Below are 25,561 nucleotides of genomic sequence, written 5' to 3' on the forward strand. Positions count from 1 at the left end.
CAGCCGATGGCATTCCAGTCAAGGCAACACACGACTGACCAGCGGCCGTTGCACGCCCCCCTGCCCCGGCGAGAATTCTTGAGATGGACTGCCGTCGCCTCCGGCGGGCTGCTCATCGGATCAGCGCAGGGCTGCTCGAAACCGGCGGCCGAGAACGCAGCGAGCGGTTCGCTTGCCGGTAAGCGTATCGGCGTGGCTAGCCCGCATCGCGTTGAGATCCTCAACGATTTGTACGCCGAAATGCGGCGTGAAGCGGAGCGATCGGCCCCTGGCGTCGAGTTTGTCGTCGTCGACGGCGAGAACGACCCGATGAAGCAACTCCAAGATATGGAGTCGTTCATCAGCCAAGGGTACGACGCCATCTTCTTCTTGGCGCCGCCCTCCGTCGGGTTGGACGAGATCGTCGCCCGCGGCGTGGCGGCGGGGATCGTCATGGTCAGCCACGGGGCGTCGCCCGCGACCGGGGCGACGCAGAACATTGTGCTCGATCAGCACGAGAGCGGCCGGCAAGTTGGGTTGCTCGCCGCGAAGTGGATCAACGAAAAGCGTGGCGGTCAGGGCGAAGTCGGCGTGCTGGGAAACTCGGCCGATCCGCTGCTTGAGCTCCGCGCGCAAGGGATGAAGGACGGGTTGATCGAAGGTTGCCCCGCCGCCAAGATCGTCGCCGAAGTTCACGGGCACTCGATCGAACTGGGCGCCAGCGGAGCGGCGAACATGCTGCAGGCCCATCCCAATCTGTGCGCGATTCTCGCGCACGCCGACGATCCCGGGTTCGGTTGCTACACCGCGGCGTCGGAAGCGGGCAAAAGCAATCCTGATGAATTCCTCGTGGCTAGTTGCGACGGCACGGACATGGTGCTGGAGAAGATCGGCGAGGGCGGAATCTACCAGGCGACGTGGAGCTACCTCTTTCCCTACAGCGCCACGGCCGCGATGCGGGACATCTTGAGTGCTCTACGCGGCGAGGCGATCAAACCGACGCGCACCCAAATCGGTCGGCTCGCAACCTCCGCGAACATCGCCGACGTCCGTCGCATGTGCGAAGATCCGCAGGCGGCCGAGAATCAGCAATACTTTGCTGACACGACGATCCTCACCTACAGCGACGTGCCGCTGGAATCTCCGCAGGCGTAACCGTTATCCTCAGCGCGGCGTCCTAATCTCAACGCATGCAATCGAATCGCTCAACTCCGCTCGTTCGCTGTCAGGCCGTCAGCAAGTTCTTCGGCGGCGTGAAAGCATTGGATAGCGTGACGCTCGACCTGCATGCTGGCGAGGTCGTGGCACTCGTGGGCGATAACGGCGCCGGGAAGAGCACACTGGTGAGGATCTTTGCCGGCTTTCAGCAGCCAGATCAAGGCGAGCTGTGGTTCGGCGACCAGTGCATCGACGACTTGACGCCGCGCCGGGCGCGATCGCTAGGCGTCGAAACGGTCCATCAACATTTGTTGCTGTGCGATAACCTCGGCGCCGCGGCGAATATTACGCTCGGGCAGGAACCGCTCGTCCGCCGGTGGGGGCCGCTGAAATTCATCGACCAGCGACGCGCCAGGCAAATCGCTGCCGCGCGGCTCGCCGAAGTCGGCGCCACAGTCACCGATCTGGCGGCGCCGGTGCGGCAGCTTTCCGGCGGTCAGCGCCAGGCGATTGCCATCGCCCGCGCGATGGCATCCTCGCCGAAGCTCGTGATGTTCGACGAGCCGACGGCGGCGCTCGGGGCGCGGCAGACCGACGCAACGCTGAAGTTAATTCGCGGCGTCGCCGATCGCGGCGTGGCGGCGCTGCTCATCAGCCACAACTTGGACGACGTGTTCAGCGTTTCCGACCGCATCGTTGCACTCCGCCAGGGGCGCCTCGTTCTAAATGAGTTGACGCGCGACGCGCGGCGTGACGTCGTCGTGGCCGCCATGACCGGACTGCTGGCGGGAGCGGCCAACTGATGAACGCGAATCCCGGCGCCAACTCGAACGCCGCGCCTGCGGTCGACGCTTCGCTTGCGTCGGACGCCGCGTCGCGCTTTAACTGGCGCGACGCGATGCGTCCCCATGTCCGCAACCTCGGATTAGCGGCCGCGCTGCTCATTGCGCTGGGAGTTCTCGGCTCGCTCCGGCCACAGTACCTGAGTCGCGACAATCTGATTGTCGTCGCGATGCAGATGTCGTTCGTCGGGATTGCGGCCATCGGTACGGCCTACCTGGTCATCAGCGGCGGCATCGACCTATCGATTGGTTCGCTCTTTGCGCTCGTAGGCGTCACTTCCGCGATGCTCGCTCGAACGATCGGCCCCGTGCCGGCGATGATCGCCGGCGTCGCGCTTGGCGGCGCCGTCGGCTGGATCAACGGCGTGCTTACCTGGCGCATTAAACTCTCGCCGCTGATCATTACCCTGGGGAGCATGTCGATTATTCGGGGCGCCGTCCTATTGCTAACGGGCGGCTACTCGGTCCGCGCCGTGCCGAAAGAGTTTGCAACGCTCGGGCAACTTCGGCCGCTCGGCGTGCCGTCGCCCATTTGGTTGCTCTTGCTGCTGGCCGTTGTGGCTCACTTGGTTCTGTCGCGCACGACGATTGGCCGGTACACGCTGGCGCTCGGCGGGAACCGCGCCGCGTGTGAAGCGGTTGGCATTCGCGTTCGCCGCGTGACTCTTGGCGTCTTTCTGGCGAACGGGCTGATTGTCGGCATCGCCGGCGTCTTGGCCGCAAGCAGATTCGGCTCCGCTAGCCCCGCGTTTGGCGAGGGAATGGAGTTGGATGTGATCACGGCCGTCATTCTCGGCGGCGTCGCGTTTACGGGAGGCGAGGGAAATATTCCCGGCGTCATGTTGGCGGTGGCACTCCTAGGCGTTATCAACAGCGGGATCGTCGCACTGGGGATTAACCCGGAATATGCCGAAGTCGTCAAAGGCGCCGCGCTAATCGGCGCCGTCGCTATCGACCAATTCTCACATGAAGCGCGCGAGCGTTTCCGCAAGAAACTCGCCATGCGGGAGCGAACCTGAGGAGCGCGGGCAGCCAGCCTGCTTTCAAACCAATTTCATTGAAAACTCTGTAAAAAGTCCCAAATTCTTCGCTTGCACCCATTTTTAATTGTAATACAATTAGATTCGGCGGCCTATTCGCACTCTGCGTCACGCGCGGAAACATCTTCTCTCGCGGCATTCCGACGCAACTCTGTGCGACGACATTTTCAATTAACCGAGGCAATCATGATCAGTGAGAAGCCAGTGCCAGTCAGCGAACTGGCGACCTTCAAGACGTTCAGCGGCACCCCTCTTCCGTTGGTGATCGAAGCCAAGCCGGAGAAGGCGAACGTATCGCGCGAAGAACTGCTGCATTGGATCGCTGCAAATCGGCAAGAGTTTGAGACGAAGCTCCAGAAGCACGGAGCCATCCTGTTCCGTGGATTCAAGTCGCTCACTGGGGCTGAAGACTTCGAAGCGGTCATGAAGACGGTCTCGCACACGCTGCTTGACTACGCCGGCGGCACCACGCCTCGCAGTGCCGTCAGCGGCAAGATCGTCTCGTCGACCGATGCCCCGGCCCAGATGACGATTGGTCTCCATCAGGAAATGAGCTATCTCGAGCCTTCCGCCAGCTTCCCCGATCCGACTCCGGATAAGGTTGCGTTCTTCTGCGAAATCGAACCAGGCGGCGCTGGTCAAACGCCGATCTGCGATATGCGGGTCGTCCTGGAGCGGCTGCCGAAAGATCTCGTCGAGCGCTTCGAAGCCAAGGGGCTTATCCTTACTCGCCAACTGCCGTTCACGAAGGAAGCTGGCCACGAAGTGACTTGGCCCACGATGTTCGGAACTTCCGATAAGAAAGAAGCCGAGGCCTTCGCCGAGAAGCGGGGCTGGCGCATCGAATGGACCGACGACGGCGGCGTTCGCGTCTATCAAAAGCCTTCGCCCACAACCAAGTCGCACCGCGTGACCGGCGAGAAGATCTGGTTCAACCAGGCTCACCTGTTGCATAAGGAATACGCACCGTGGAAGGGCGACTTCCTCGGCACGACTCCCGAGCAGGTCGATGAGGCCAATCGTCGGCGTCCCGAGTTGTCAAAACGGTTCTTCTATCACTCGACGCACGCCGATGGATCGGAGATCATGGTGAGCGACTTGGAAACGATTCGCCAAACGATCGACAAGACGATGACCATGTTCGATTGGAAGGCAGGCGACTTGCTCATCTGCGACAATAAGCTTGTTTCGCACGGTCGGCAGCCGTACTCCCCGCCCCGCAAGATTCTCGCCGCGCTTGCGGCCGACGATCGCGGTTAGAAAGAGGATCACTTGTCAGGTTCGCTGGCCTCCGCACGGTGTGCGGAGGCCAATTATCTCATCCGGGAAAGCATGACGACATGAAAGTGGCATTGGAAGGCAAACGCGCCCTCGTGACGGGCGCCGCGCAAGGTATCGGAGAAGCGATTGCGAAGACTCTTGCGGCCAACGGCGCGCGAGTCGCTTTCACTGACGTCAACGGCGAACTTGCCAAGCAAACCGCTTCGAAAGTTGACGGCGCGATTGCCGTGACGATGGATATCACGAAGAAGGAATCCATCGATCACGGCGTCGCCGACGTCGTCAAACAACTTGGCGGCATCGACATCCTCATCAATAACGCCGGCGTCAATACGGCCAAGCACCGCGTCAACATCGACAAGTTCCCGCTTGAGGAATGGCAGCGAATCGTCGACGTCGACCTGACGGGCACCTACTTGGTGACGCAGGCGGTGAGCAACGTGATGATCGGCCAGGGAACTGGCGGGCGCATCGTTAACATCGCGTCGTCTCTGGGCATCGTGCCGGTTCGCCTCCAGTGCGCGTTCATCGCCGCCAAGGGCGGGCTGGTGCACATGACCAAGGGAACCGCGATCGAATTGGGCCCGCAAAATATCTTGGTGAATTGCGTGGCGCCCGGTTCGACGCTGACTGAAGGTACGAAGGGACTTTACTACGGCGAGAACGCCAGCGAACGCGAGCGGGCGGACCGGCTGCTCAGCCATGTTCCGCTTGGTCGGCCAGGGAGTTGCGACGAGATGGCTCACGCCGTGCTCTTCTTCTGCGCTCCCGAAAGCGGCTACATCACCGGCCAGATATTGGCCGTCGACGGCGGCTGGACCGCGGGCGGGTTTTTCAGGGATTTCTGAGGTTACTGCGAACCCGGCAGTGCGCTCTCGACGAGTGAGAGTCGCAGTTCTGGCATACTCAGTGGCAGCGATCCGCTACTCGTCGCTCTCCTTCACAAGTCTAATCAGCAAGAAGCACCGATTATGTCTGCATCGACTCTCGCCGTCTCCGCGACTTCAGCGCCGTTCGAGATCTACAGCGACGAGTTCCGTCGCATTCTCGGCTCCAACCCGCAGCTGGAGTTGCTTTCGAACGATTTCAAGTTCTCTGAAGGCGTCTGCTGGGTCGAGCAGGGACAGTTTTTGGTCGTCAGCGATTTTTTGAACGATCGCGTGATGAAGTGGACGGAGCGCGAAGGCCTGACCGTCTATCGCCAACCGGCGCAGACGGCCAACGGCAATGCGGTGGATGCAGAGGGGCGAGTCATCTCCTGCCTCACCCGCGCACGCTCGGTCGTGCGGTTCGAGCACGATGGTTCGCAGACAGTGCTCGCCGATTCCTACGACGGCAAAAAGCTAACGTCGCCCAATGACGTTGTGGTGAAGGGTGACGGATCTATTTGGTTCACCGACCCCGATTACGGTTGGCTGGTCGCCGAATTCGGCCACTGCCAACCGCCGGAACAGCACCGCAACCGCGTCTACCGCGTAGCGCCCGATACGCTGGAAGTCACTGTCGCCAGCGAAGACTTCGACAAGCCGAACGGTATCTGCTTCTCGCCAGACGAGAGAATCCTGTATATCGGCGATACCGGCATGACGCACGGCGCGTTCCGCCCTCACCGGTTGATGGCGTTCGACGTGCAGGCCGACGGCCGTACGCTCTCGAATCCGCGACTGTTCGCCGATATCAATCCTTGGGTGCCGGACGGTTTCCGTTGCGACGTCGACGGCAACGTGTACGTTGGGGCCGGCGATGGCGTCCAAATCTTCAACCCGGCGGGCGAAATGCTGGGCAAGATTTTGACGCCTGAAGCCGTCGGGAATCTTTCGTTCGGTATGTCGGACAAGCAGACGATGTTCATCGGCGCTTCGAGCTCGCTCTTCGCGATCAAGCTCCAGACGGCAGGCGCGAAGTAAGTGGACCTCGAGCCCCGGGCTCTGCACGGGGGTGGTTTTCCATTCCGGTAGACGTTGTCGCGCGTGATGCTAACCGACCCCCGGGCGGAGCCCGGGGCTAGGGATAGGGCAACCGTCTTCGATTCTCGCTAGCCCAGTCGATTGATCTGAGCGAGCACGTCGGCCAGCACATGCGCCGGCCGCAGGGTTGCGTCGATGCGATGCACCATGCTCGCCGGGTAGGCTTCGAGCAACGGAGCCGTTTCTTCTTCGAAGAGTCGGAAGCGGTTTTGCATCACTTCTTGAACGCCGTCATCGATGCGTCCTTCCACCAACGACCGGTGTGAGAGGCGTTCGCGCAGAACGTCCAGATTGTTGCATTCGAAGTAGAGGATGGCTCGAACATCGACGCGCTTAGCCAGTTCGTCGACTTGCGCTCGCGTGCGCGGCACGCCGTCTAGCACCAACTGCTTCGAGTAGCCGAAGGTCTTATCGTGTTGCAGCAAGCTTGCCAGATGCGAGTCGAATAATCGCCACAGCTGTGCATCGCAGATGAATCCTCCCTGCGCTAACGTCGTTTGACCGTCGACGTCGAGCAGCTTCTCCGCCATCGATTGCCGGATGACGTCGCCGCTCGAAATGTGGGCGAACCCGTCAATTCGATTGAGGATTTTGCCGATGGTTCCTTTGCCGGAGCCTGGGGCGCCGACGAGCACGATTCCTGTGAAGGCGGCGCCGCGAGCATCGGAGGTCTCTCTGAGGGGCGACCTTTTGCCGTTGGTTGCGCACACGGCCGGTCGATCAAAGCGACGTTGCTCGGCGACGGAAGTTCCAGTCGTGGTCGCCGGCGTTTCATGATGAGCCGATTGCACGTAGCGGACGGCGGGCGCTTGCGGACGCATCAAAACTGAGTGCGTCGTTGCGTTGGCGCCGTCGCGGCAAATCCCCCGCAGCAAGCTCGAATCGCTGATCCCGCTGGCCACGAACAGCATATCGTGCCCCCGCGCCAAATCTTCAGCGTGATAGACGCGGTGAAGGCGTTCACCCCAGCCGTCTGCCTGCAATTCGGCGAGCTCGGCGGGATCGCGCGTCCACATCCGGCCCAGCATTTCCCCGCCAAGGCAGCGTAGTCCGACGGCGGCAAGCACCGCTTCGGGACCGCCGCCGATGCCTGCATACAGGTCGATTCCTGAAGAGGCGACAGCAGGAGCCAGGGCCGCCAAAATGTCGCCATCGGCGATCAGGCGCAGCGTCGCCCCTGCCTCACGCGCCCCTTCGATAATTGCTTGATTGCGGGGACGATCCAAGCACATCACAACGACTTCGTGCGGCTTTTTCTTGAGCGCTCGCGCCGTCTGAGCGATCACCTCGCTGAAAGGAGCATCGATGTCAGGCCGCAACGAAGGGTCGTTCCGGCAGGCGGTTTCCATGGCGGCCGGGTAAGCCAGCTTTCTCATGTAGAACGATGGGACGAGTTGCAGGGCCGGAATATTTTCGTCGTGTCGAATCGCGGCGGCGATGCAACTAATGGCGTTGGGAAGCCCCTTGCTGAGATTCGTTGTTCCGTCGAGCGGGTCGATGGCGATGTCGACGCGAGGGGTCCCGTGGCCCCACTTGCCAACCTTCTCGCCTTGGAACAATCCGGGAGCGTCATCTTTAATTCCTTCGCCGATGATAATCTCGCCGCGCATCTCCATGCCGTCGAAGACCGCGCGAATCGCGTCCACGGCGGCCGCGTCGGCGGCGTTCTTTTCGCCACGCCCAATCCACCGTGAGCAACTGAGCGCCGCGAGTTCCGTAGCCCGCAGGAAGTCGAATTGCAGCAGGTCGAGGTGAACGCGGGAGACTGGTGGGAGCGTTGGAGCGATGCTCCGGCTGATGGGCGAAGCTTCGCGAACGGCGGTGATTAGGCTCATCGGTAATCAGTGAGAGTAGAGGCCGGGCTGCGGGTTTTCCCTGTACAGCGAACCGAGCTGGTAATTGTATTACAATTAACTGAATTGTAAGATAATTATCAAGCCGCTCGGCGTCAATCGGCGTTGAATTTATTCGGGCGACGTCATCTTCTAAATTTCTAGATTTCGCCCTCTTCCGCTGCGTATTTAATTGTAATATAATTCCTGTTGCTCGCTTACTCGTCGCCGCCCCCGTGCGGTTCAATCGTTTTTTCTTTTCCTCAACGAATCGCTCCTCTTCCCAGACTCGCGTCGTCGAAAGTCGAAGCGCCTTCCAGTGCACGACTGATGCCTCGAGAAATGCGTCTCCCAGTAGGCGTCAACGTCGAAACGTCGCTTATCTAGGAGGCGGGATCGCGTTAGCGCCAACTCATTTGTAGATAGCTCCCTGTTCGCCCAGAGAACTGAAATCATGAAATCGTTTGCTCTAGTGATGTTTCTGGCCATCGGCTGGATGTCGAGCGTCACGCTCGCCGACACTGCTTCTTTTTTGGCCGAGGGGGAGCTCGCGGCTTCGACTCGCTGGGCCGGCGATCATTTTGGCGGCGACGTTGCGAAGCTGCCGTTCAGTTTCAAGCTGGGCGATGAAAGTTCGGCCACCGTGCTCGCTCGCTCGAAGCCGACTGTGAGCAGCGAGAACCTTGGCGACTATGCCGTTCGCCGCACGCTGAAATGGAACGACGCCCAGACGGGGCTCGAGACGCAAGTCGTCGTCGTTGAATATAAGGACTATCCCAGCGTCGAATGGACCGTTCGCTTCACGAACGTCGGCAAGGAAGATAGCCCGATTCTCTCTGAAATTCAGGCAATCGATCTGACTCAGGCGATTCCGCTTGATGCGAAGGCGATGCTGCATCATCAGAAGGGTTCGACGGCCGTTCCCAACGACTTCGAGCCGTATCAAACGGCTCTCGGCGTGGGCACGGACAAGAAGTTTGCCTCCGCCGGCGGACGGGGTACTAACGGCGATTGGCCCTACTTCAACGTCAATTGGGGCAAGCAAGGGCTCATCGTGGTCATGGGCTGGCCTGGCCAATGGAATCTGAATATGCAGCGGAACGAAGCTGGAGAGCTCGTCGTCCGCGGCGGCCAAGAGGCGGCTCACTTCAAGCTGCACCCGAACGAATCGGCCCGCACGCCGCTGATCGTCGTCCAATCCTACGATGGCGATTGGATTCGCGGTCAGAACATTTGGCGCCGCTGGGTGGTTGCGCACAATCTGCCGCGTCCGGAAGGCAAGCTTCCGCCCGCGCAGATGGTCGCGTGCAGCTCGCACCAGTTCAACGAAATGCTCAACGCCAATGAAGAGAATCAAAAGCAATTCATCGACCGTTACCTCGAAGAGAAGTTTCCGCTCGACTACTGGTGGATGGACGCCGGCTGGTACCCGAATGACGGCACCTGGGTGACGACTGGCACCTGGGAAGTCGACAAAAATCGCTTTCCGAACGGCCTGCGCGCCATCACTGATCACGGTCATGAGAAGGGCGTGAAATCGATCGTCTGGTTCGAGCCGGAGCGCGTTGCACCGAACTCGTGGCTTTACAACGAACGCCCGCAGTGGCTGCTCACTCCGCCGCCGAATCCGGGCAATCAAGCCTACGACGAGCGGTGGCGCCTTCTGGACTTGGGCAACAAAGAAGCTCTCGATTGGCTCACGGCTCACGTCAATGATTTGATCGATAGCCAAGGCATCGATCTCTATCGGCAAGACTTCAACGTCGATCCGCTGATGTTCTGGCGGAATGGCGAGGCCGAGGATCGGCAAGGTATTGCCGAGAATCACTATATTGAAGGCTACCTCGCCTACTGGGACGGGATTCTTGCGGCCCATCCGAACGTCCGCATCGACAACTGCGCGAGCGGCGGTCGACGGATGGATCTCGAATCGATGCGTCGCAGCGTGCCGTTGCTCCGTAGCGACTTCTTGTTCGAACCGACTGGTCAGCAAGGTCACACCTACGGAATTTCGCTGTGGATTCCCTATCACGGTACGGGAACTCTAGTCGGCAAGAGCGCCATTGGCCTAAATACCGGCGATGGCGTTAGCGGCTACGACTTCCGCAGTCACATCGCGCCGAGCTTCACCGCCTGCTGGGACCTGCGGGACAAAACTCTCGATTACGATTCGCTGCGTCGTTTAGTCGGCGAATTCAAGAAGATCTCCCCGCTCTACTCGAGCGATTTTTATCCCTTGACGCCGCACAGCCTCGCTACGAACGAATGGATTGCTTGGCAATTTAACAACCCTGAGAAGGGCGAATCGGTTGTTCAGGCCTTCCGTCGTCAAGACAACGAGGAACCTGAAAAATCGCTGAAGCTCCAAGGTCTTGATCCGGCAGCCGAGTACCAGATCGAGCCGCTTAGCGGCGGCGACGCCTGGACCGAGTCGGGCGCTAAATTGATGGACCAAGGATTGAACCTGAAGCTCGCTGAAAAGCGGAGCGCCGGACTTTATTTCCTCACCAAGAAGTAGTGGCGGGTAGCACCTCTCGATGGCGTCGAAAAGACGATCGCGTCGCCAAAAGGTCTTCTCGCACCAGCCTGTTTAATCTCATCGTACGTGCGTCTGACGCTGAATACCGCGCCGCGGATTTCGCGGCGCGGTGCTCAGACGCACTCCTCACAGATCCTTATCGGGGAGCCATAGATGTCTCGCATCACATGTCTCGTTGTCGCCGTGCTCATCGCGACCTCCTGTCGCAGTGCTCAAGCGACCGTCTACGACTGGGTCGCTGGAGTCGGGGATAGCAATCCCAGCCAAAACGGTCCGTGGAGCTACGGCACTTTCTTTGCGATCGGCTCGCCATTTGAGGCGGCCGAGACCTCGACGGTAACGACTTACGACGGCCAATACGTCCAGGTCCAATGGGTCAACGACGTGTCGGCCGCCAATCTCGAATTCAACATGACAAACAACTGGGTTTACGACCCGTATGGCGGGGCGCGGGCTCCCCGCTCGGCGACGTTGCACCCCGGCAGCAGCGCCGAGTATGCCGTTTTACGGTTCACAGCGCCCGCCGCCGATTTTTACACTTTCGACGTTAACTTTACGGGCAATAGCAGTGCTGGGACGACCAGCGACGCCATCATTTTGGTCAACGGAGTTACTCAGTTCAGCGGTATGGTCTACAGCACGCGCGTCGGCGAGACGCTAGGCGTAGGGCAGCATTTCGTCACTCCCGCACCGATTCAGCTCGCGGCCGGGGGTACGATTGACATCGCGGTGGGCGCGGGGGGCAACGGCTATGCGTCCGATCTCACCGGCATCGCGGGCTTCATTGCCAGCGCCTCGCAACCGAAAGGCGACTATGACGGCGACGGCGACGTCGATAAAGACGATCTGGCGGTGTGGAAGTCGCAGTATCATGCGACGCCAATTCCGCCGGCGCCGAATGCCGATGGCAACGCTGACGGCGTCATCGACGGTAAGGACTTCTTGCTCTGGCAGCGTACGTTTGGCCAGACGCCCGCCCTCGCCGCCGCAGCAGCCGTGCCTGAGCCGGGGTGTGCGGTGCTGGCCGTCATGGCGTGCTCGTCGCTAGTCGCCGTGCGGACGCGCCGCCGGGCGGTCAATGCTTGAGTCGAGGTAGGTTCCTTGTTGCCTCATCCATTCAATCAAAATTCCTGACTTCGAGGGATTCCCATGATTCGCTGCTTCCTGCTCGCGCTCGTTGCCTGTGCGACTCTCGGTTCGCAGTCGGCGTACGCTGTCATTTACAACTGGGTCGACGGCGTCGACCGCATCAAGAACCCGAGCACCGCCGGGCCCTGGACCTACGGGTCGAAGGCGTCGCTCAGCGCTCCGTTCGTCCCCATGCGTAAGTCGGTGTTCACTAGACGGTTCGACGATCTGGTCTTCGTGCAGTGGATCGATGAAGGCCCGGGCGCCAATCTCGAATTCAATCTTCGCGACAACTTCGCTGAAGACGCCTATGGCGGAGGTCGGCCGGCCGATTCGTTGACCATCCATCCCGGCGCGGGCGGCGTCTATGGCGTACTGCGTTTCACGGCGCCTACTGCCGGCAACTACACGTTCAACGTGAGCTTTACGGGTAATAACTCCATTGTGGCCCCTTCAACCGACGTGCACGTGCTGGTCAACGGAGCCAATAGCTACAGCGGAGCGGTGAACGCTATCCGCGTGGGCGAGGTGCTCGGCGCTGGCCCGACCTTCGTTCCCGCTTCCCCGATTCCCCTGGCCGCGGGCGGCACGATCGATCTCGCCGTCGGCGACGGCGGCAATGGCCACGGGTTCGACCTCACCGGCGCCTATGGTTACATCGAACGCATCGGCGGAGCAGTCTCGTCGGTGCCGGAGCCAGCGTGTGCGACGCTAGCCGGGTCTGCCCTGATGGCGATCGGGCTTCTGCGGCGCCGCAGCCGCTAAGCATCGTGCCCACGCAGAGCTAGACCTTTAGAGGCGGCGTCCTCCGCGCACAAGCGATGGGGACGCCGTCTCTGCCGTTCATTTCCCGATGGCGAAGCTCATGGGCGGTCATGATTTCGACGCGCGCGGATGGGCCGGCGATTCGCATTCGGCCTGTCGGCATGCGAGCGCGTCGCCCTAACGAGGTCGCCTGCGTAGGGGGATGGGATATGCGGGCTGGAGGACTTAAATCTCTGAGCTCGCTTGCGGATAACTGCAAAACGGATGGTTCAGCCACCACATCCATGAACTATGGTTTCGCACATGTTGCGTTGCCGTTGCGTGTTCACGTGGGGGTTTGGGATGCCGTATTCACACTTATCGGGCCAGCCAGTACATTCGCGTAATTCGACCATCGAGCGGTGCTCATGCGGAGCGCCTGTGTCGTTGGTGAAGCCAACGCGTCATCTTGCGGCGGCGCCGTGGCAATGCCTTCGCTGCGGCTCAGTATTGTTAGCGAGCCCGCAGCGGCGAGACGGGTCTGAATTTCACGGCGGCGTGCGCCGGTCCGACTTCCGCACGATCTACAATTCCGTCGCACCGCGCGCCGACGTTTCGCCGTCGCATCTCAGCGATGAGGACATTAAGCAGTTGCGCAACTGCACGAAAAGCGTCGAACTGCCGTCGCACGAATTGCGCCAATCACAGCGATACGCAGTGGCGGTTCCGCTTAACGTCGTGACGCTCAACGAAAAGTTTTGCGTCACGAGTCCTCCACAAATCGCCTACTCGATCGATATCAGCACCGGCGGCATGTCGCTGCTCTATCCGAAGGCGACCGAGGCGGCGCTTTACGCGGTAGAGTTCGCGGACGGATTTCTAAACATTCCGCCGGTAATTCTGCGTCCGATTCGCTGCTCGCGATTGGGCAACGGCTTCGCCATCGCCGGAGACTTTGTGTGCCGCGTCGACTACTGACGATGTGGCGGGCGTACGCGATCGGAGCAGCTCTTTAGGTCGCCAGATGGTGAGCGCCTCCGCCATCATTGGGCGGAACCGCGTTGCTGGAAACGGCGGCGTTACAGCCGCTCGATTTCGTCCGCAATGGCGTCGTAGCCATACTTTCGCGCGACCGCGATCAATTCTTGAGGCCGCAGATTCTCGCAGGGCCCAAGGTTTCCCGCCGTGGCGGTTAGCTCTGCGACCTTCAGCGCTAGCGCGTCGGCTAGCGACTCGCATTTTATTAGCCGGCCGTCCACTTCAGTTGTGTACGGCCCGGATGTTCTCTCGCTCAGTACAGACGAACCCATCGCGACTGCCTCTCGCAATAGTTGCAGGAATGTAGCTTGCGTCTGAAGTATAAACCGCGGCGAGGCGGCTAGCGATTGCGATCAAGCTCGATCTCATTGCGGTTTACCGCTCATTGTCGACTGGCGCCCGACCACGGCAACGCATCGCGGACGAAGGCGCCGCTGGTGCCCTTGTTAATGGCGAGCACGTTCGCGGTTCCGTCATTGAAACAGCGAACCTCTACGGCAGCTGGCGGGGCGGCGGTGCGATCTTGGACGTAGTACCACTGCCCGCCGTCTTCCCAAGCGAAGACGTTTGGCAACCGCGTATACGAAGGCATAGGCTTCGAAGCAAATTGGGGAGAGTGTGGACGACCCAGGCTCTGCCGGCCAGGCTCACAGACGCCCTACGGCGGGAGTCGACCGGTAGCCGGCGGAGACGATCGCGTGGCGGGACTGCACGCGATGCTCGCAAGAGTGACGCAGTAAGAATAGACCAATGTCTCGAATTAGATACTGCGTATTTCCGCGGTCGAAGCGGCGGTATTTGCGGGTGAACGCAATATGTCGCGGGCAATGCAAATTAAGGCGCGCTCAGGAAGCGAGCCTCGATTCGAGACGCCCGCGCACGGCGGACGCGTTACCCAGCGAAGGAGCGTTAACCGCAGCAGCGGAATCGCAAGTTGCGAAGTCGATTGATGGACGAGCTTCGACGAGGAAAATGCGTAACTGCTCGGAAAGATGACGTTCGCAGCGCGACCGGTGGAGTGCCCGACTGATCGAGACGAGGTCCCGCGGCTTGCACGCCCGACGGAAATGGCGTGGGTGAGAGCTGTGGTTGCTAAGACGTCGGCGTCGCTGCGCGAGAGTTCGCCAGCACATACTCTGCGTTAGCGTCTTGAATCGACCGGCGACAGGTTTGTTAATTGCGTCAGCGCAGCGACTGTGATTTCAGTAAGAGAATAAACTCGGTGGGGCTTGTGTACCGCCTTCTAACATCCAATCGAGCAACTAAATCCGCTATAATTCCTTCCCGCCAAGTCCTCTCATCCCCGGAGTCTCCCCATGAAACCCTTCTGGCTGTTACTCGTTGGCGTCGTTGCTGGTTGGGCCGCGTCCGGCGTCGATTGGAGCCGCGAAGCGGTGGGGGAAGCGTATACACCGCCGAACAAAGAGACGCCTGATCACAGTGACATGCTTTGGGTTACTCCCGTCACCAAGCCGATTGAGCCGATCGGCAATGAGACTTCGGTAGGCAAGTGGTCTGAAGTGAGTGGGGGAATACAGGCAAGACTTTCGCTGGCTGAAACTGATCGAGTAAATGGCACGCGAATGCTGGTGCCCTACTTGGAGCTGCGGAATGCGTCTGATTTGGCTAACCCAATCAAGCTCCGTTGCGGTAGCGAGAACGTAACGTTCGAGTTGCTTGATAAAAAGGGTAAACCTTCATCGTGCAAGCGAGCCACCGAACGTAGCGGGGCGTACAGCGATCCCGGTACGGTATCACTGCCAATTGATAGTTACATGCGCTTTACCATGCGCTGTACCAGTTACGGCGTTCCGAAAGTTGCAGTCGCAGCGATGATCGCAACCGATAGCGGCGCGTGGTACTTAAACGAGCAAGACTTGGGAAGCCAACTGCTTCGGGTGAGCATCTCTGGCAAGAAAACCGACGACCAATCTACGTGGATGGGGACAATCGTTGTGCCGCCGGTGCCGGTAACTTGGCAGTAACTCATAAGTTGCTAACCGACCCCCTGCGCAGCGATCAACGGCCCCTAAATGCTTAAATCCATCCGCTACGCCTTGGCGGCGATTTGCCTTGCGGCGAGCGTGGGCTGCTTGGGGTTGTGGTGGCGGAGCTACACCGCGAACGTGCGATTTATTGGGCCCAGCTACTTCACTGCATCACCGGCTCAAATGCTCGAAGCATTCGACGGTCGCTGCATCGTAACGTACGCAAGATCAAAGCTACCCTATCACCACTGGGAGCGACTGCCGGAAGGGAGCGACGACCGGCTTCAATCGCTTAAGCGTTACATGGACAAACGCAAAATGTTTGGCCCTGTTGGTAGCGGATTTTATTTCCCTCTTTGGTATCCCGCGCTCGTCTTCGCACTCGCCGCCGTCGCGGCGATTCGCATCGTTCGCCAGTTCACGCTGCGTTCGGCATTGGTGGGAATGAGCGTCGTCGCCGCGTTGCTCGGGATGGTGGTGGCGTTGTAGTGAGTGAAGCTCTATTGCTCGCCCACAACTCGCTGCTCTCCCTTTACACCGTCCAATGTGAAGGCCCACAGCAAAACATAGGCGAACGACATCGCCGCGAGGCAACCAAATGCTATGACCCACACAGTATTCGGATTCTCGCCAGATGTGCGCGCGAGTACGAAGAGGATGCACCAATACGTCATCGCCAGTAAGATGTCTGAAAGGCTGCAACGCCACTTTTGCCTCCACAGCATGTAAGCAAACCCTACGATCGTCATCGTGAGTCGCAGCGCCACCCACTGCCAACGCTGCTGCGGCGTTGTAATACCCGCGATGTTGGTATCGTGAAAGAACGAAGAGACGCCAAACGCCAGATTCGCGTACGAGGAAACGGCGATCCATCCCATCAGCACATCGAAGAATCTGATGCCAACTCTCTCACCCCGACTTAATGATCGAGGCGGCTTGGTGGGCGGTGCTTTGAGCTGTTGGCTCATTTACAGTGCGACTTGGCGTAACTTATTTGATGTAGCGGATCGCAACCGGCGGCGAGCGTTTTGGCTGCGGGCGATTGTAGCTGGCGGAGGAGAGTGGGGGCAAACCGCTACCAAAAGAACGGTTCGCTATCCAGCCACTCAATGACAGCCTCCGAAATGACGGCTGCTGAGTTTTCGAGAACCAACAGCGATTGGGCTAGAAGGCTGTGGGCCGTCTCGGCTTCGACGGTCGCGAAGCTGTTGAACTCGCGCAGCCAATTCAGCATGGCGAATTCGTCGTCGCTGAGTTCGATTCGTGGCATCACACGCCGCGGCTTACGTCCCTTGTGGGCGTCTAAGGCAGACGATCATTATATCGGGCTGGAGCGGCGGATAGATAACCGATTAGGCGACTGCCCGGCGGCGAAGCGATGCAAAGCCGAGCATCGCAGTAACGGCGAGAAATGCGGCTGCAGGTTCAGGAACGGCGGTCAGACGTAAGGTCATTTCTCGCGTTTCGTCGGTGGGCTTTATGAGTTCACGCGTTAGCGATTGATTGAGCGAGGCAATTGAAGCGCCCATCATAAAGTACGTGCCGACCGACGAGTTAATTGCGGCCACTGCGGACGCATTCAGCGGAAAGCTTCGAATCGATGAGGGCGATGCGGAACTTCAAAAGTCGGCATTCAATCCGTACATGGTGACCGTATTGAGGTCACCAAACCGCCACAGCGGAAACTGCGTCTGAATTTCAAATATAGTAGCTGTGAAATCGTACAGCGCAACAGTCTCTGCAGCATCCGGACTGTCTACCGACCCATTTCGCATCACCAATTCCGCTGCAGTAACTTGTCCGTTGATGCTCTCAAGGTTGAACACCAAGTACGCACGGTAGTATGCGCTGTCATTTCTTCCTGGAGATTTGCCGAGAGTGAGCGAGTTTCGCGTATTTGATCCGCTACTCGACACTGTGCCGTAGAAATGTGGACTCCCTGCGCCAGTAGTCAATTCAATGATCGCAGCGCCAGCTTCCGTTTGGCTGAGACTGACAGTTGCGATCGTCGCGGCGACTAGTAGGGTTCTGATCAACCGATTCTCCTGTTCTGCTGTGCAGGTAACAGGATATTGCACCCAGCGGGGGTGGTCAATTTTCGCCCTCATCTTGCCCATCGGGCGCCCGCCACCCCAATGGGCGCCGCCTCCTTGCCTAACCATCTACGAGACTTGGTATTCCACTCTATTCCGACGCGCGTATATTGGGCGCCCGTTTGGGTGACCCCATAATCACACCAGCGAGTCGGAAATGGAAATCTGCAAGCTCCGCGGCTTCTCGCCACAGACCCAATGGCGTGAAGCTCGCCAGCAATTCGAGCGACGCCGCTCCGCGCCAACGCTCATTGCCCGGACCGAGGCGATGACGCTCAAATGATTTTGAGCGCCTGTGCGGCGAGCCTTCGCCGCTGGACGCCGAGTCCAATGGCGAAGGCTCCAAGCAGCCAATTAGCTGGTAGAGTTCAACACATCAGCGGCCGCTTGGGCCTCTGGGCTGATCGTGACGGCGTCGTTGGGCGATGCTTGCGGAGCGAGCCCGTTGTAGGGAAGAAGTGTTCTCGCTATTTGTTCGAACAGATTCGCCATCGGCATCGCTGGGGCTTCGGACAAAACTTTAAATGCGATCCAGCTATCGGACGAGGAGGGAACCGCGCCAGAGAATGGGAATGAAATGATGGGGATGGAGTCCCACTGTCCCCCCATTCTCTCCCAGAGCCCCCCCTGAGGTCTATTCGGGTTGCCGATGAGCGTGAAGCTGAGGTTCCCGCCATCTGATCGGTCTGGGTTAGTACGCGCGAACTCCGCGGCAGCGCTCCAGCCCGTTGCTAGAGACGAGTCAGAAGTCTCTGCAGTCGCGAAGGTGGAGATAAATGCGTCCCCGCCATGTGGCGTGGTTGAAGTGGCGGGGCTGGTGATTTCGCGCTCCGCTGTCACGTCCGCGCCCGCTCGTGGTCCGCTGGGGTTCCCCGCAGCGACGAAACCGATCGGTTTCATGTGATTACCCTACGAAAAGTATTAGAGAAGAGATGTAATTGATAGAAGCCTACTGCGCGAAATGATGCGGACAGGCAACCAAGGGGCGTTGCGAGAAGGCAACGAGCTGGGCGGGCTGCGCAGATTCTGCGGCCGTGGGCTGGCCGTGTCGTCGTCACAGCTCTTGCCGACGTTTCCCGCGGTACTGAGGTCCACGCGGCGTAATATCCCACCAGCGGGTCGGAATAGGGCCGTGAGCACGCTCCACCGCTGCTCGCCGCAGGCCCAATGGCAGCAAGTGGAAAAGCGGGTCGCCGCGGCGGCGAACATCTCGTCGTCCGGTAGGATGGTTCACGCTTGCCACCGGGAGGCGTCAGCTCGGCGTGGACGAGGCGCCAAATCCGCCGAGCGCATGAAAAAACCCTGCGCCCTCGATTTGAAGTCGAGGAACGCAGGGTTTTCAGAAGCGACGCTGACGGGGCTCGAACCCGCAACCTCTGGATCGACAGTCCAGTGCTCTAACCAATTGAGCTACAGCGCCGTGTAGCGAGAGAGGCCGTGACGGGGCGTAAGGTTCACGGCAGTCAGAAGTTCCGACACCGGCCTAGCCCGCCGCGGGGCTCATTGGCCAGGGGGCCGAAGCACCCCTGAAGCAAGAAATATAGCTCGCGAACTGGGGATCGACAAGCGGGGTGGCGGCGAGCGACCGGCTGTTTTTGAACGCGAATTAGCGGCTACGGGTTCAATGCCTCGCGGCCCTTATTTTTGGGCCGAAATTGCCGTGATCTTCCTGCGGGAGGGAGCGATGCAAGGGAGAAATTTTCCCGACAAGTGCCCGACAGTCGACCAATCCAACGGGGGACCGCACCGCCTTTAACGGTCGGGCTGGCTCCACTCCAGCACCTGGCCGTTGGCGAGGAGCTGCTCGCGGAGTTCCTCGTAGTCGACTTCCTGGATCGCAGAGTCGTTGTCGATCGCGAGCGCGGCGGCGGTGGCGGCCGATTGGCTGAGCGTCATGAAGACCGGCTCCATGCGAATCGACCCGAAGGCGACATGGCTGGCGGAGAGCGCGAACGTGGCGAGCAGGTTGTCGCACTCGCCCTGCTTCGGCACGATGGCGTCGTAAGCGATGGGGTACGGACGCGGCACGGAGACGCTGTTGCTCCCTTCGTTGACCGGTTGGCCCGCATGGACAATCCGCCGCACGGCGTGCATGTCGATGCCGTAAGTCCCGAGGCCGATCGAGTGTGGGGCGACCGCGGCGCCGGTGCAGTGATGCTCGGTCATTACGAAGTCGCTCACCATGCGGCGGGCTTCGCGAACATAGAGTTGATGGGGCCAGCCGCCGGTATCGAGGAACTCGTCGCGGCAGAGGCCGAAGCGCGCCATCTCGTCGCGAACTGCGGGCGGCGAGCGCTCGTCGGTGGCCAAGAAGTGGAACAGCCCGCGGAGATAGTCCTCGTGGCGGCGCGCGATTTCAGCACGCTGGGCCGGACTGGCCTCCGGATACTCGTCGGCGCCGCCGATGAAATCGGTGGAAATGGGCCAGCGGTTGTTGAAATCGTATTTGCCGTTCTGCAGCGGATCGTATTTCAAAAAGCTGCGGAGCGTCAGCTGCTCGCCGGCCGCTTGCCGTGCGGCGATCCAGCGGGCGAGAAGTTCGTAATTCGCGGGATCGTAGTCGGCGGGCGGTGCAATGGGGAGACGGTTGGCCGGCCGATCGGTGAGACAGAGGCGGTAGTTGTAGCTCTGAATTCTGCGGTCGGCCGCGCGGAGTTGGCCGGGGTCGCCAGACTGCAGCAAGTAAGGGAGCAGCCCGCTCGCGGCGTCTCCCGGCGTGCGGTAGGGATCGAGCGGCACGACGAACCGGCCAGCGGGAGGTTTCTTCGCTGGGGCTTGGATGCCATTGGCGGTTTCACCGTATTGGGCATTCGCCTCACGCCCGAGAGTTGAGGAAACCCCCGCGGCTGCGAGCAGGTCGCCTTCGTAGGTTGCATCAATAAAGACGCGCCCGGAAAACCGTTGACCATCGCCGGCGACAAGCGCTTTGATGCGATTGTCGTCTTTCTCGACGGATGCGAGAGGCGCGGAGTAGTAAACACTCATCTTGGCGGCAGCGACGAGTTCGTTGAGAACTTTCTCGGCAACTTTCGGCTCGAACGAGAGCGAAGCCGGCTTGGCGAAGTCGACGCCGATGCGAGTCTCATCGTCGCTCGCGGGCGGGTCGAATTCTTCGCCGGGAGCAACGCCGTATTCGGCGCCAATTCGCCGGTAGACTTCCCGCGCGAGTCCGCCGATCGCGTTGATGCGATCGGGAGCGTTGCCGACGTCGGTCCAACTGAGGCCGCCGGAGGTCATGCCGCCGAGGTGGCGGCCAGGTTCGACGATGACGGCGGACTTGCCGAGACGCGCCGCTTGGACAGCCGCCACGACGCCGCCCGATGTGCCGCCGTAAACGACGACGTCGGCGACGATCGGTTCGCCGGCATGCAAGCTACCAGTTGTGGCGGTGCAGAAAGCAAACGCGATGGCGGTAGTGACGAGCACGCGAACAGGCATGTCGGTATTCAGCAGGTGCAGCTCGCCGGCTCGGGGAATAGCAGGCCGCCGGTGCGAGCGAAGCAAAAGAGACCATTGCCATCTAAGCAGATGGGCCGACGGATCGCAACTATCAGAGGCCGACTAGCGCGCCTTGGCGAGGTCGAAGAAGCTGCCGGGTTCCAACTCCGCTTGCGGCGAGATCGGAGGGCTGAACGCCAGCTGCAGGGGCGTCGCCGAAGAACCGCGGAGCGAGTCGTGCCAGCTTTCGGCAAGATGGCCAGCGTTGCGAAGGCCATAGAGTTCGCGCAACGCTGCATCGACGCCGCGCGATTGTTGCAGCTCCGCAAACTGCAGTAGCTTTTCGGGGCCGCCGAGTTGCAGCAGACAGCGGACGACCGAAGCGCTTTGACCGTAGAACGCAGGCCAGTCTTCAGCTGCGGGATACTGGCGGAGCGTCAGGAGCGACTCCAGCGGCAGGGCGCGACCGCTCAATAAACTGCTACGAAGATCGCGATCGTGCAGTTGTTGCTTCTCGATCGAGTCGAACTGTAGTGCCAGTCCTTCGTCGCACCACAGGGGGAGCTCGGGCGAATAGTCGGCGAGGAGCACATGGCAGAGTTCGTGCGGCAGCGCTGCGGTGAGGAAGTCGTCGACGTCGCTGCGCACGTCGATCTGGCGCGACGCGATGCCGCCATGGGTGCGCTTCACGAGTGCCGACGCAAAGGTCGTGCGACCGGCCGCGCCGACGGTTGCTTCGTACGTCGTGCTGCTGGCATGCAGCACGACGTGGCATCGCGGGTTCCAAGCGGCTTGATTGAATCCGCACTTCGTGGCCAACTCGTTGCGCAACTTCTCGCAGGCCTCCGCTGTCTGGACGGCGAAGGCAGCGCTTTGCAGGGAGCAGACTTGGAAGTTCACGGAGGTCGCAACATACCAAGCGCCACGACGCTGAACTGCCGTTGGAACGCTTACAGCAGGCACGGCCGCATAGGGTGCTTCGCAGCTAGGGGCTTTCGCCTCACACGGTTCGCTCGCGCTAACGGTCGCACAACGCAGCAGGCCAATCGCGAGGATCGCGGCAGTTAAGCGGCAGGAGTGGGGGCGGCGGGGAGACAACGATTCGTCCGAGGGAGCGGGCGGTGATGGAAACGGCAGTTCTGCTCCCTTAGGCAATGCCCGTGCCTCGCCCGCAAAAACTTTCGCAGACGCCGCAAGTCGCTGAGGTGAGACGAGTTGCGGCCGAAGCCGCCCGCTCGGGTCGCGATGGGTGAAACGCCGGCTGCTGAAGAGGGGGGCGATCGCTGCCTGTGCGGCGGGCGCCGAGCGACGGCGGCAGATGCGGAGGCAGCGTCAAAAGCGGTCCAAACGGGTCGCTGTTATCGAAATTACATCTGCGTAAGGTAAGCCTGATTGGTCGGGCGATCAGGCAGTTCCAGTCGTAGTATTCAATGAGATGTCCTTCATCGCCCCGACCATCCGTCGCCTGATTGTCGTTACGCTCGTCTGCGGATTGAGCGTCGGCATGTGCTGTTCTCCAGCCGCCATGGCGGCGACGCTAGAAGGCAACCTGCCGGCGACTTGCGGCGCGTCGAGATCAGCACTAGCGACCAACACGTTCCGCGTCGACCGAGCCGCGTCGCGGCCAATGGTACGCTGCGGCGGCGGGCTGATGGCGAGTCGTTCTGAGATTGAGTCAAGCAATCAACTCGCTGCGGAGAACGATTCTCCGCGCGATCGCAGTTACTACGCGACGGCTAATGCCTCGCGTACCTCAGCAACCGCTGCGTCCTTCACGACGCCGGCGCGAACTCTCTATTCCTTCCGAGTCTGTTGGCGGGTGTGAAGCGTTGGACGCATGCATCGGCAGCGTGAACGCATAGGCATTCTCACCCTTTCCTTTGACGGTCGGTTCGCTCTCCAGAAGCTCATGTGAGATCGGCCGACGGATATGACCCCGGTGTTCAGCTGCTCGTGTCGAGCGACTGCGGGGCAAGCGTAACCCAAATGTCTTGGCGGAGGTGTTCCATGAATACTTACAAAGGTTTGATTCTTTCGGCAGTGGTTGGTTCGATGTTGGCCAGCAGTGCGATGGCGGGCCAAGTGATTGGCACGGAAAAGGCCCGCGGCCATTTTGGCGGCGGCGGTTGGACGCAATTGCACGAAGGTCGCCATCACGTCAATCACGGCTACCGCGTCGCGCGGCAAAGCTCGCAACCAGTTGTCGTCCAATCCGCGATCTCGGCCGCGCCTGCGGCTCCCGCTCCAGCTGCGGTGGCACAGGCGCCGGTCGAAGGTCGTCGGTTCTCCTATGCACCGACGCCGAATTCGACGGCGTTGAGCCAACCAGCTACCGCCGTGCCGAGCGTTGAGCGCGCGACGACGGTACAACCGATGTACTCCAGCGGTCACTACCATCGCGCTCACGTAGACAAGTACGCGTTGCCGAAGACCGATCCGCGGAAGTACAGCAGCCGCTAAGTTGTTGACGTAATCGAGCCAAGCCGTGCGACGGGCGGCCCACGCCCAGTGCTTGGCGCATCGGCCCAGCTTCGAACAGCCTTCGAAGCTGGGCATTTTTATGCGCGGAGAGACGCGTAGAGATTAGGCTGCGGGCGTGATCACTTCCCCGGCAACTGCCACACGGACGTATCGCCCGGCAGTTCGGTGCGATCCGCCGAGGCGACTCGTTTCACGAGGGCAGCAATCGCCGCGTCGTTGGGATATGCCATCGCGAGAGCGTCGGCAGCGTCGGTGGCTTGCGGCCAGTTCTCTTGCTCAAGCGCGCGGAGCGCGGCGTCATAAGCGGTCCGCTTCTGGTCCCAATTGTCTCCAGGAATTGGCACGATTTCGTACAGATCGATCGGATGCGCGATGTTCACCGCGCGAACACGCGCGAGCCGGCGGTTGGCGATCTCGGCGGGAAGCCGCTTGAGCGTCTCGCCCGTGATGAGGCAATCGGCGCCGAGGTACTTGGTAGCCCCTTGGACGCGGCTAGCGACATTCACGACATCGCCGAGCGGCCCGTATTTGAATTTCAGCGCGGAACCAGTGTTGCCGACGCGGGCGACGCCGGAATTCAGGCCAATGCCGAGCCGCACCGGGGCGCCTAACTCATCCTGCCATCTTGCCGAGATCGCGTCGAGTTGTTCCAGCATGTGCTGCGCGGCGAGGCAGGCGAGGCGAGCGTGATCGGCTTGCGGCGCCGGGGCGCCCCACATCGCCATCAGTTCGTCGCCAATGTAGTCGACGAGCACGCCGTCGTAGGCAAGCACCGATTCCGAGAGGGCGCCCATTGTGTCCTGGATCCACGCCATCGTGCGGTCGGGGCCGAGCTGCTCGGCAATACGACTGAAGCCGCGGATATCGGCGAACAAAATGGTCACCTCCGCGTTGCGCCCTTCCAGTAAGCCAGGGTCGCGCTGCAGTTGCGTTGCGAGCTGCGGAGTGAAGAACTGCTCGAACTGCACCCGCGCAGCGACGGCGGCCTGCTCTTCCTTCAGGCGCGCGAGACCTGCGGCGATGCCGCTGGCGAGAAGTTCGACGAGCTTCGCTTCGAACTCGGTGATAATCGGCATGCCGCCTGTTCGCTCGCCGCGACGGCGATCGCCGTAGAGCGCGCCGATCACCTCCCCTGCCCCATTCAAGATTGGCGCGGCGACAAGCGCGGAGACGTTTTGCAGGCTGCGCGGCGTGTCGGGACCCGTGGGCGGCACGTGGCGGAACGTGCGACGATCGCGGCGCACCCAGCCGAGCAGCGTCTGGCTCGGCGCCCAGCCCGACTGGTTCTCTCCGGGACGTTGGTCGGCGGCATAGAGCGCTTCGGTTTTCCAGCGACCTTCTTCACAGCGGAGAACGGCAGCGGCGTCGAGGCCCACAATCTTCACGGCAGCGCGGGCAGCCTGCTCCGAGAAGTCGTGAGCATTGGCAGCGCTCTGAAACACGCCAAGAATTGTTTCGAGCCACCGCAGCAGCCGTCCTTCGTCGAACGTCGCCCCCAGCATCGCCGCCGAAGCCGGCGGTGCGATTCGGCCGGGAGGAATCGTCCGTTCGGGCAAGCCTTCGAGCTGCAGTTGCTCGTCTTCCGGCGGGTCGACGCGGACGGCGTAGTCGCCGAATTGCAGCAACACCGGCGGCGCCATTCGCGTCGAAGCGCCTGGCTCCAATGTCTGGTTGGGCGAAATCCGCACCAGTTGCGTCGCGCTCAGGTTGCGGATCTGGACAAGCGCCGAGTCGGTCGGGGCCACCTCGACATGCGAGCGGGAGATCGCGACGTCGTCGATGGGGGCGAGAATCACCCGCGCTCCCAGCGCACTGTCGATACGAACCACGGGCGCCGGTTCCTCTTCGCGTTGACGGCCGATTTCAAGCGTCGTATCGAGCTGCGTCGCCAGGACGCGCTGCCGCTGGCGGTAGCAAAAGAGCGGATAGATCGGCGCCGGCTCGGGGGCGGCGGGGGCTTCAGGCTTCGAATCGGCTGTCGACATCGACGACACATACAGCGGGCGAAAGGTG

General features: G+C 60.9%; 25 protein-coding genes and 1 tRNA gene. 15 read left to right on the forward strand and 11 right to left on the reverse strand.

The genetic code is table 11. The features are described 5' to 3' along the window. Positions 1-78 precede the first annotated feature (78 nt). The 6 genes from ACQY7R_RS00440 (at position 79) to ACQY7R_RS00465 (ending at position 6,207) form a co-directional block, all read left to right on the forward strand. Positions 79-1,134 carry a sugar ABC transporter substrate-binding protein gene (locus tag ACQY7R_RS00440; RefSeq protein ID WP_428303630.1) on the forward strand — a complete coding sequence of 352 codons (1,056 nt, stop codon included), beginning with the start codon at positions 79-81 and terminating at the stop codon, positions 1,132-1,134. Between the two features lie 35 nt (positions 1,135-1,169). Beyond that, entirely contained in the window at positions 1,170-1,940 is a 771-nt protein-coding gene (locus ACQY7R_RS00445) for an ATP-binding cassette domain-containing protein (RefSeq protein WP_428303631.1), read from the forward strand. Next, a complete protein-coding gene (locus ACQY7R_RS00450) occupies positions 1,940-2,998 on the forward strand; it encodes an ABC transporter permease (RefSeq protein ID WP_428303632.1) in 1,059 nt (352 codons plus the stop codon). Before ACQY7R_RS00445 ends, ACQY7R_RS00450 begins: the two co-directional genes overlap by 1 nt. Before the next feature lie 207 nt (positions 2,999-3,205). Further along, complete coding sequence (locus tag ACQY7R_RS00455) at positions 3,206-4,279, forward strand: TauD/TfdA family dioxygenase (protein WP_428303633.1); 1,074 nt, start codon at positions 3,206-3,208, stop codon at positions 4,277-4,279. Positions 4,280-4,359: 80 nt separating this feature from the next. Further along, positions 4,360-5,148: an SDR family NAD(P)-dependent oxidoreductase gene (locus ACQY7R_RS00460; RefSeq protein ID WP_428303634.1), complete on the forward strand. Its 789-nt coding sequence runs from the start codon at positions 4,360-4,362 to the stop codon at positions 5,146-5,148. 123 nt (positions 5,149-5,271) lie between these two features. Next, the gene (locus ACQY7R_RS00465) at positions 5,272-6,207 is read left to right on the forward strand and encodes an SMP-30/gluconolactonase/LRE family protein (RefSeq protein WP_428303635.1); all 936 of its coding nucleotides are present in this window, start codon (positions 5,272-5,274) and stop codon (positions 6,205-6,207) included. A 128-nt stretch (positions 6,208-6,335) separates the two neighbouring features. On the opposite strand, the gene ACQY7R_RS00470 is transcribed toward ACQY7R_RS00465, so the two are convergent. Further along, positions 6,336-8,102, reverse strand: a complete 1,767-nt coding sequence (locus ACQY7R_RS00470; RefSeq protein WP_428303636.1) for a nucleoside monophosphate kinase — start codon at positions 8,100-8,102, stop codon at positions 6,336-6,338. Positions 8,103-8,553: 451 nt separating this feature from the next. Between ACQY7R_RS00470 and ACQY7R_RS00475 the strand changes: the two genes are divergently transcribed. The 4 genes from ACQY7R_RS00475 (at position 8,554) to ACQY7R_RS00490 (ending at position 13,488) form a co-directional block, all read left to right on the forward strand. Continuing rightward, positions 8,554-10,617: an alpha-galactosidase gene (locus ACQY7R_RS00475; RefSeq protein ID WP_428303637.1), complete on the forward strand. Its 2,064-nt coding sequence runs from the start codon at positions 8,554-8,556 to the stop codon at positions 10,615-10,617. A 174-nt stretch (positions 10,618-10,791) separates the two neighbouring features. Next, positions 10,792-11,724 carry a hypothetical protein gene (locus ACQY7R_RS00480; RefSeq protein ID WP_428303638.1) on the forward strand — a complete coding sequence of 311 codons (933 nt, stop codon included), beginning with the start codon at positions 10,792-10,794 and terminating at the stop codon, positions 11,722-11,724. 63 nt (positions 11,725-11,787) lie between these two features. Then, complete coding sequence (locus ACQY7R_RS00485) at positions 11,788-12,531, forward strand: hypothetical protein (RefSeq protein ID WP_428303639.1); 744 nt, start codon at positions 11,788-11,790, stop codon at positions 12,529-12,531. Positions 12,532-13,068: 537 nt separating this feature from the next. Further along, complete coding sequence (locus ACQY7R_RS00490; RefSeq protein WP_428303640.1) at positions 13,069-13,488, forward strand: hypothetical protein; 420 nt, start codon at positions 13,069-13,071, stop codon at positions 13,486-13,488. A 101-nt stretch (positions 13,489-13,589) separates the two neighbouring features. Here the strand turns inward: ACQY7R_RS00490 and ACQY7R_RS00495 are convergent, their stop codons facing one another. Continuing rightward, positions 13,590-13,820: a hypothetical protein gene (locus ACQY7R_RS00495; RefSeq protein ID WP_428303641.1), complete on the reverse strand. Its 231-nt coding sequence runs from the start codon at positions 13,818-13,820 to the stop codon at positions 13,590-13,592. Between the two features lie 110 nt (positions 13,821-13,930). Continuing rightward, positions 13,931-14,140 (reverse strand): hypothetical protein, encoded by a 210-nt coding sequence (locus ACQY7R_RS00500; RefSeq protein ID WP_428303642.1) that lies wholly within the window; start codon positions 14,138-14,140, stop codon positions 13,931-13,933. Between the two features lie 724 nt (positions 14,141-14,864). Between ACQY7R_RS00500 and ACQY7R_RS00505 the strand changes: the two genes are divergently transcribed. Further along, a complete protein-coding gene (locus tag ACQY7R_RS00505; RefSeq protein ID WP_428303643.1) occupies positions 14,865-15,533 on the forward strand; it encodes a hypothetical protein in 669 nt (222 codons plus the stop codon). Between the two features lie 48 nt (positions 15,534-15,581). Next, positions 15,582-16,025: a hypothetical protein gene (locus ACQY7R_RS00510; protein WP_428303644.1), complete on the forward strand. Its 444-nt coding sequence runs from the start codon at positions 15,582-15,584 to the stop codon at positions 16,023-16,025. A gap of 11 nt (positions 16,026-16,036) precedes the next feature. Here ACQY7R_RS00510 and ACQY7R_RS00515 read toward each other — a convergent pair whose 3' ends face one another. The 3 genes from ACQY7R_RS00515 to ACQY7R_RS00525 form a co-directional block, all read right to left on the reverse strand. After that, the gene (locus ACQY7R_RS00515) at positions 16,037-16,504 is read right to left on the reverse strand and encodes a hypothetical protein (protein WP_428303645.1); all 468 of its coding nucleotides are present in this window, start codon (positions 16,502-16,504) and stop codon (positions 16,037-16,039) included. 107 nt (positions 16,505-16,611) lie between these two features. After that, complete coding sequence (locus tag ACQY7R_RS00520) at positions 16,612-16,806, reverse strand: hypothetical protein (RefSeq protein WP_428303646.1); 195 nt, start codon at positions 16,804-16,806, stop codon at positions 16,612-16,614. 349 nt (positions 16,807-17,155) lie between these two features. Further along, a complete protein-coding gene (locus ACQY7R_RS00525) occupies positions 17,156-17,653 on the reverse strand; it encodes a hypothetical protein (RefSeq protein ID WP_428303647.1) in 498 nt (165 codons plus the stop codon). A 133-nt stretch (positions 17,654-17,786) separates the two neighbouring features. On the opposite strand from ACQY7R_RS00525, the gene ACQY7R_RS00530 reads away from it, so the two are divergent. Then, a complete protein-coding gene (locus ACQY7R_RS00530; protein ID WP_428303648.1) occupies positions 17,787-17,912 on the forward strand; it encodes a hypothetical protein in 126 nt (41 codons plus the stop codon). A gap of 71 nt (positions 17,913-17,983) precedes the next feature. On the opposite strand, the gene ACQY7R_RS00535 is transcribed toward ACQY7R_RS00530, so the two are convergent. The 4 genes from ACQY7R_RS00535 to ACQY7R_RS00550 all read right to left on the reverse strand — a co-directional run bounded on the left by ACQY7R_RS00535 (position 17,984) and on the right by ACQY7R_RS00550 (position 21,886). Next, positions 17,984-18,529 carry a PE-PPE domain-containing protein gene (locus tag ACQY7R_RS00535; RefSeq protein WP_428303649.1) on the reverse strand — a complete coding sequence of 182 codons (546 nt, stop codon included), beginning with the start codon at positions 18,527-18,529 and terminating at the stop codon, positions 17,984-17,986. 446 nt (positions 18,530-18,975) lie between these two features. Continuing rightward, positions 18,976-19,049: transfer RNA gene (locus tag ACQY7R_RS00540), tRNA-Asp, on the reverse strand. A 332-nt stretch (positions 19,050-19,381) separates the two neighbouring features. Beyond that, entirely contained in the window at positions 19,382-21,067 is a 1,686-nt protein-coding gene (locus tag ACQY7R_RS00545; protein ID WP_428303650.1) for an FAD-dependent oxidoreductase, read from the reverse strand. Between the two features lie 123 nt (positions 21,068-21,190). After that, positions 21,191-21,886 (reverse strand): hypothetical protein, encoded by a 696-nt coding sequence (locus tag ACQY7R_RS00550; protein WP_428303651.1) that lies wholly within the window; start codon positions 21,884-21,886, stop codon positions 21,191-21,193. Between the two features lie 616 nt (positions 21,887-22,502). Between ACQY7R_RS00550 and ACQY7R_RS00555 the strand changes: the two genes are divergently transcribed. Continuing rightward, a complete protein-coding gene (locus ACQY7R_RS00555) occupies positions 22,503-22,892 on the forward strand; it encodes a hypothetical protein (RefSeq protein ID WP_428303652.1) in 390 nt (129 codons plus the stop codon). Positions 22,893-23,074: 182 nt separating this feature from the next. Then, positions 23,075-23,527, forward strand: coding sequence for a hypothetical protein (locus tag ACQY7R_RS00560; RefSeq protein WP_428303653.1), 453 nt, complete (start codon positions 23,075-23,077; stop codon positions 23,525-23,527). Between the two features lie 140 nt (positions 23,528-23,667). On the opposite strand, the gene ACQY7R_RS00565 is transcribed toward ACQY7R_RS00560, so the two are convergent. After that, a complete protein-coding gene (locus tag ACQY7R_RS00565; RefSeq protein ID WP_428303654.1) occupies positions 23,668-25,533 on the reverse strand; it encodes an adenylate/guanylate cyclase domain-containing protein in 1,866 nt (621 codons plus the stop codon). Between the last annotated feature and the right edge of the window lie 28 nt (positions 25,534-25,561).

This window comes from Lacipirellula sp., assembly GCF_965279485.1.
Classification (GTDB): domain Bacteria; phylum Planctomycetota; class Planctomycetia; order Pirellulales; family Lacipirellulaceae; genus Lacipirellula.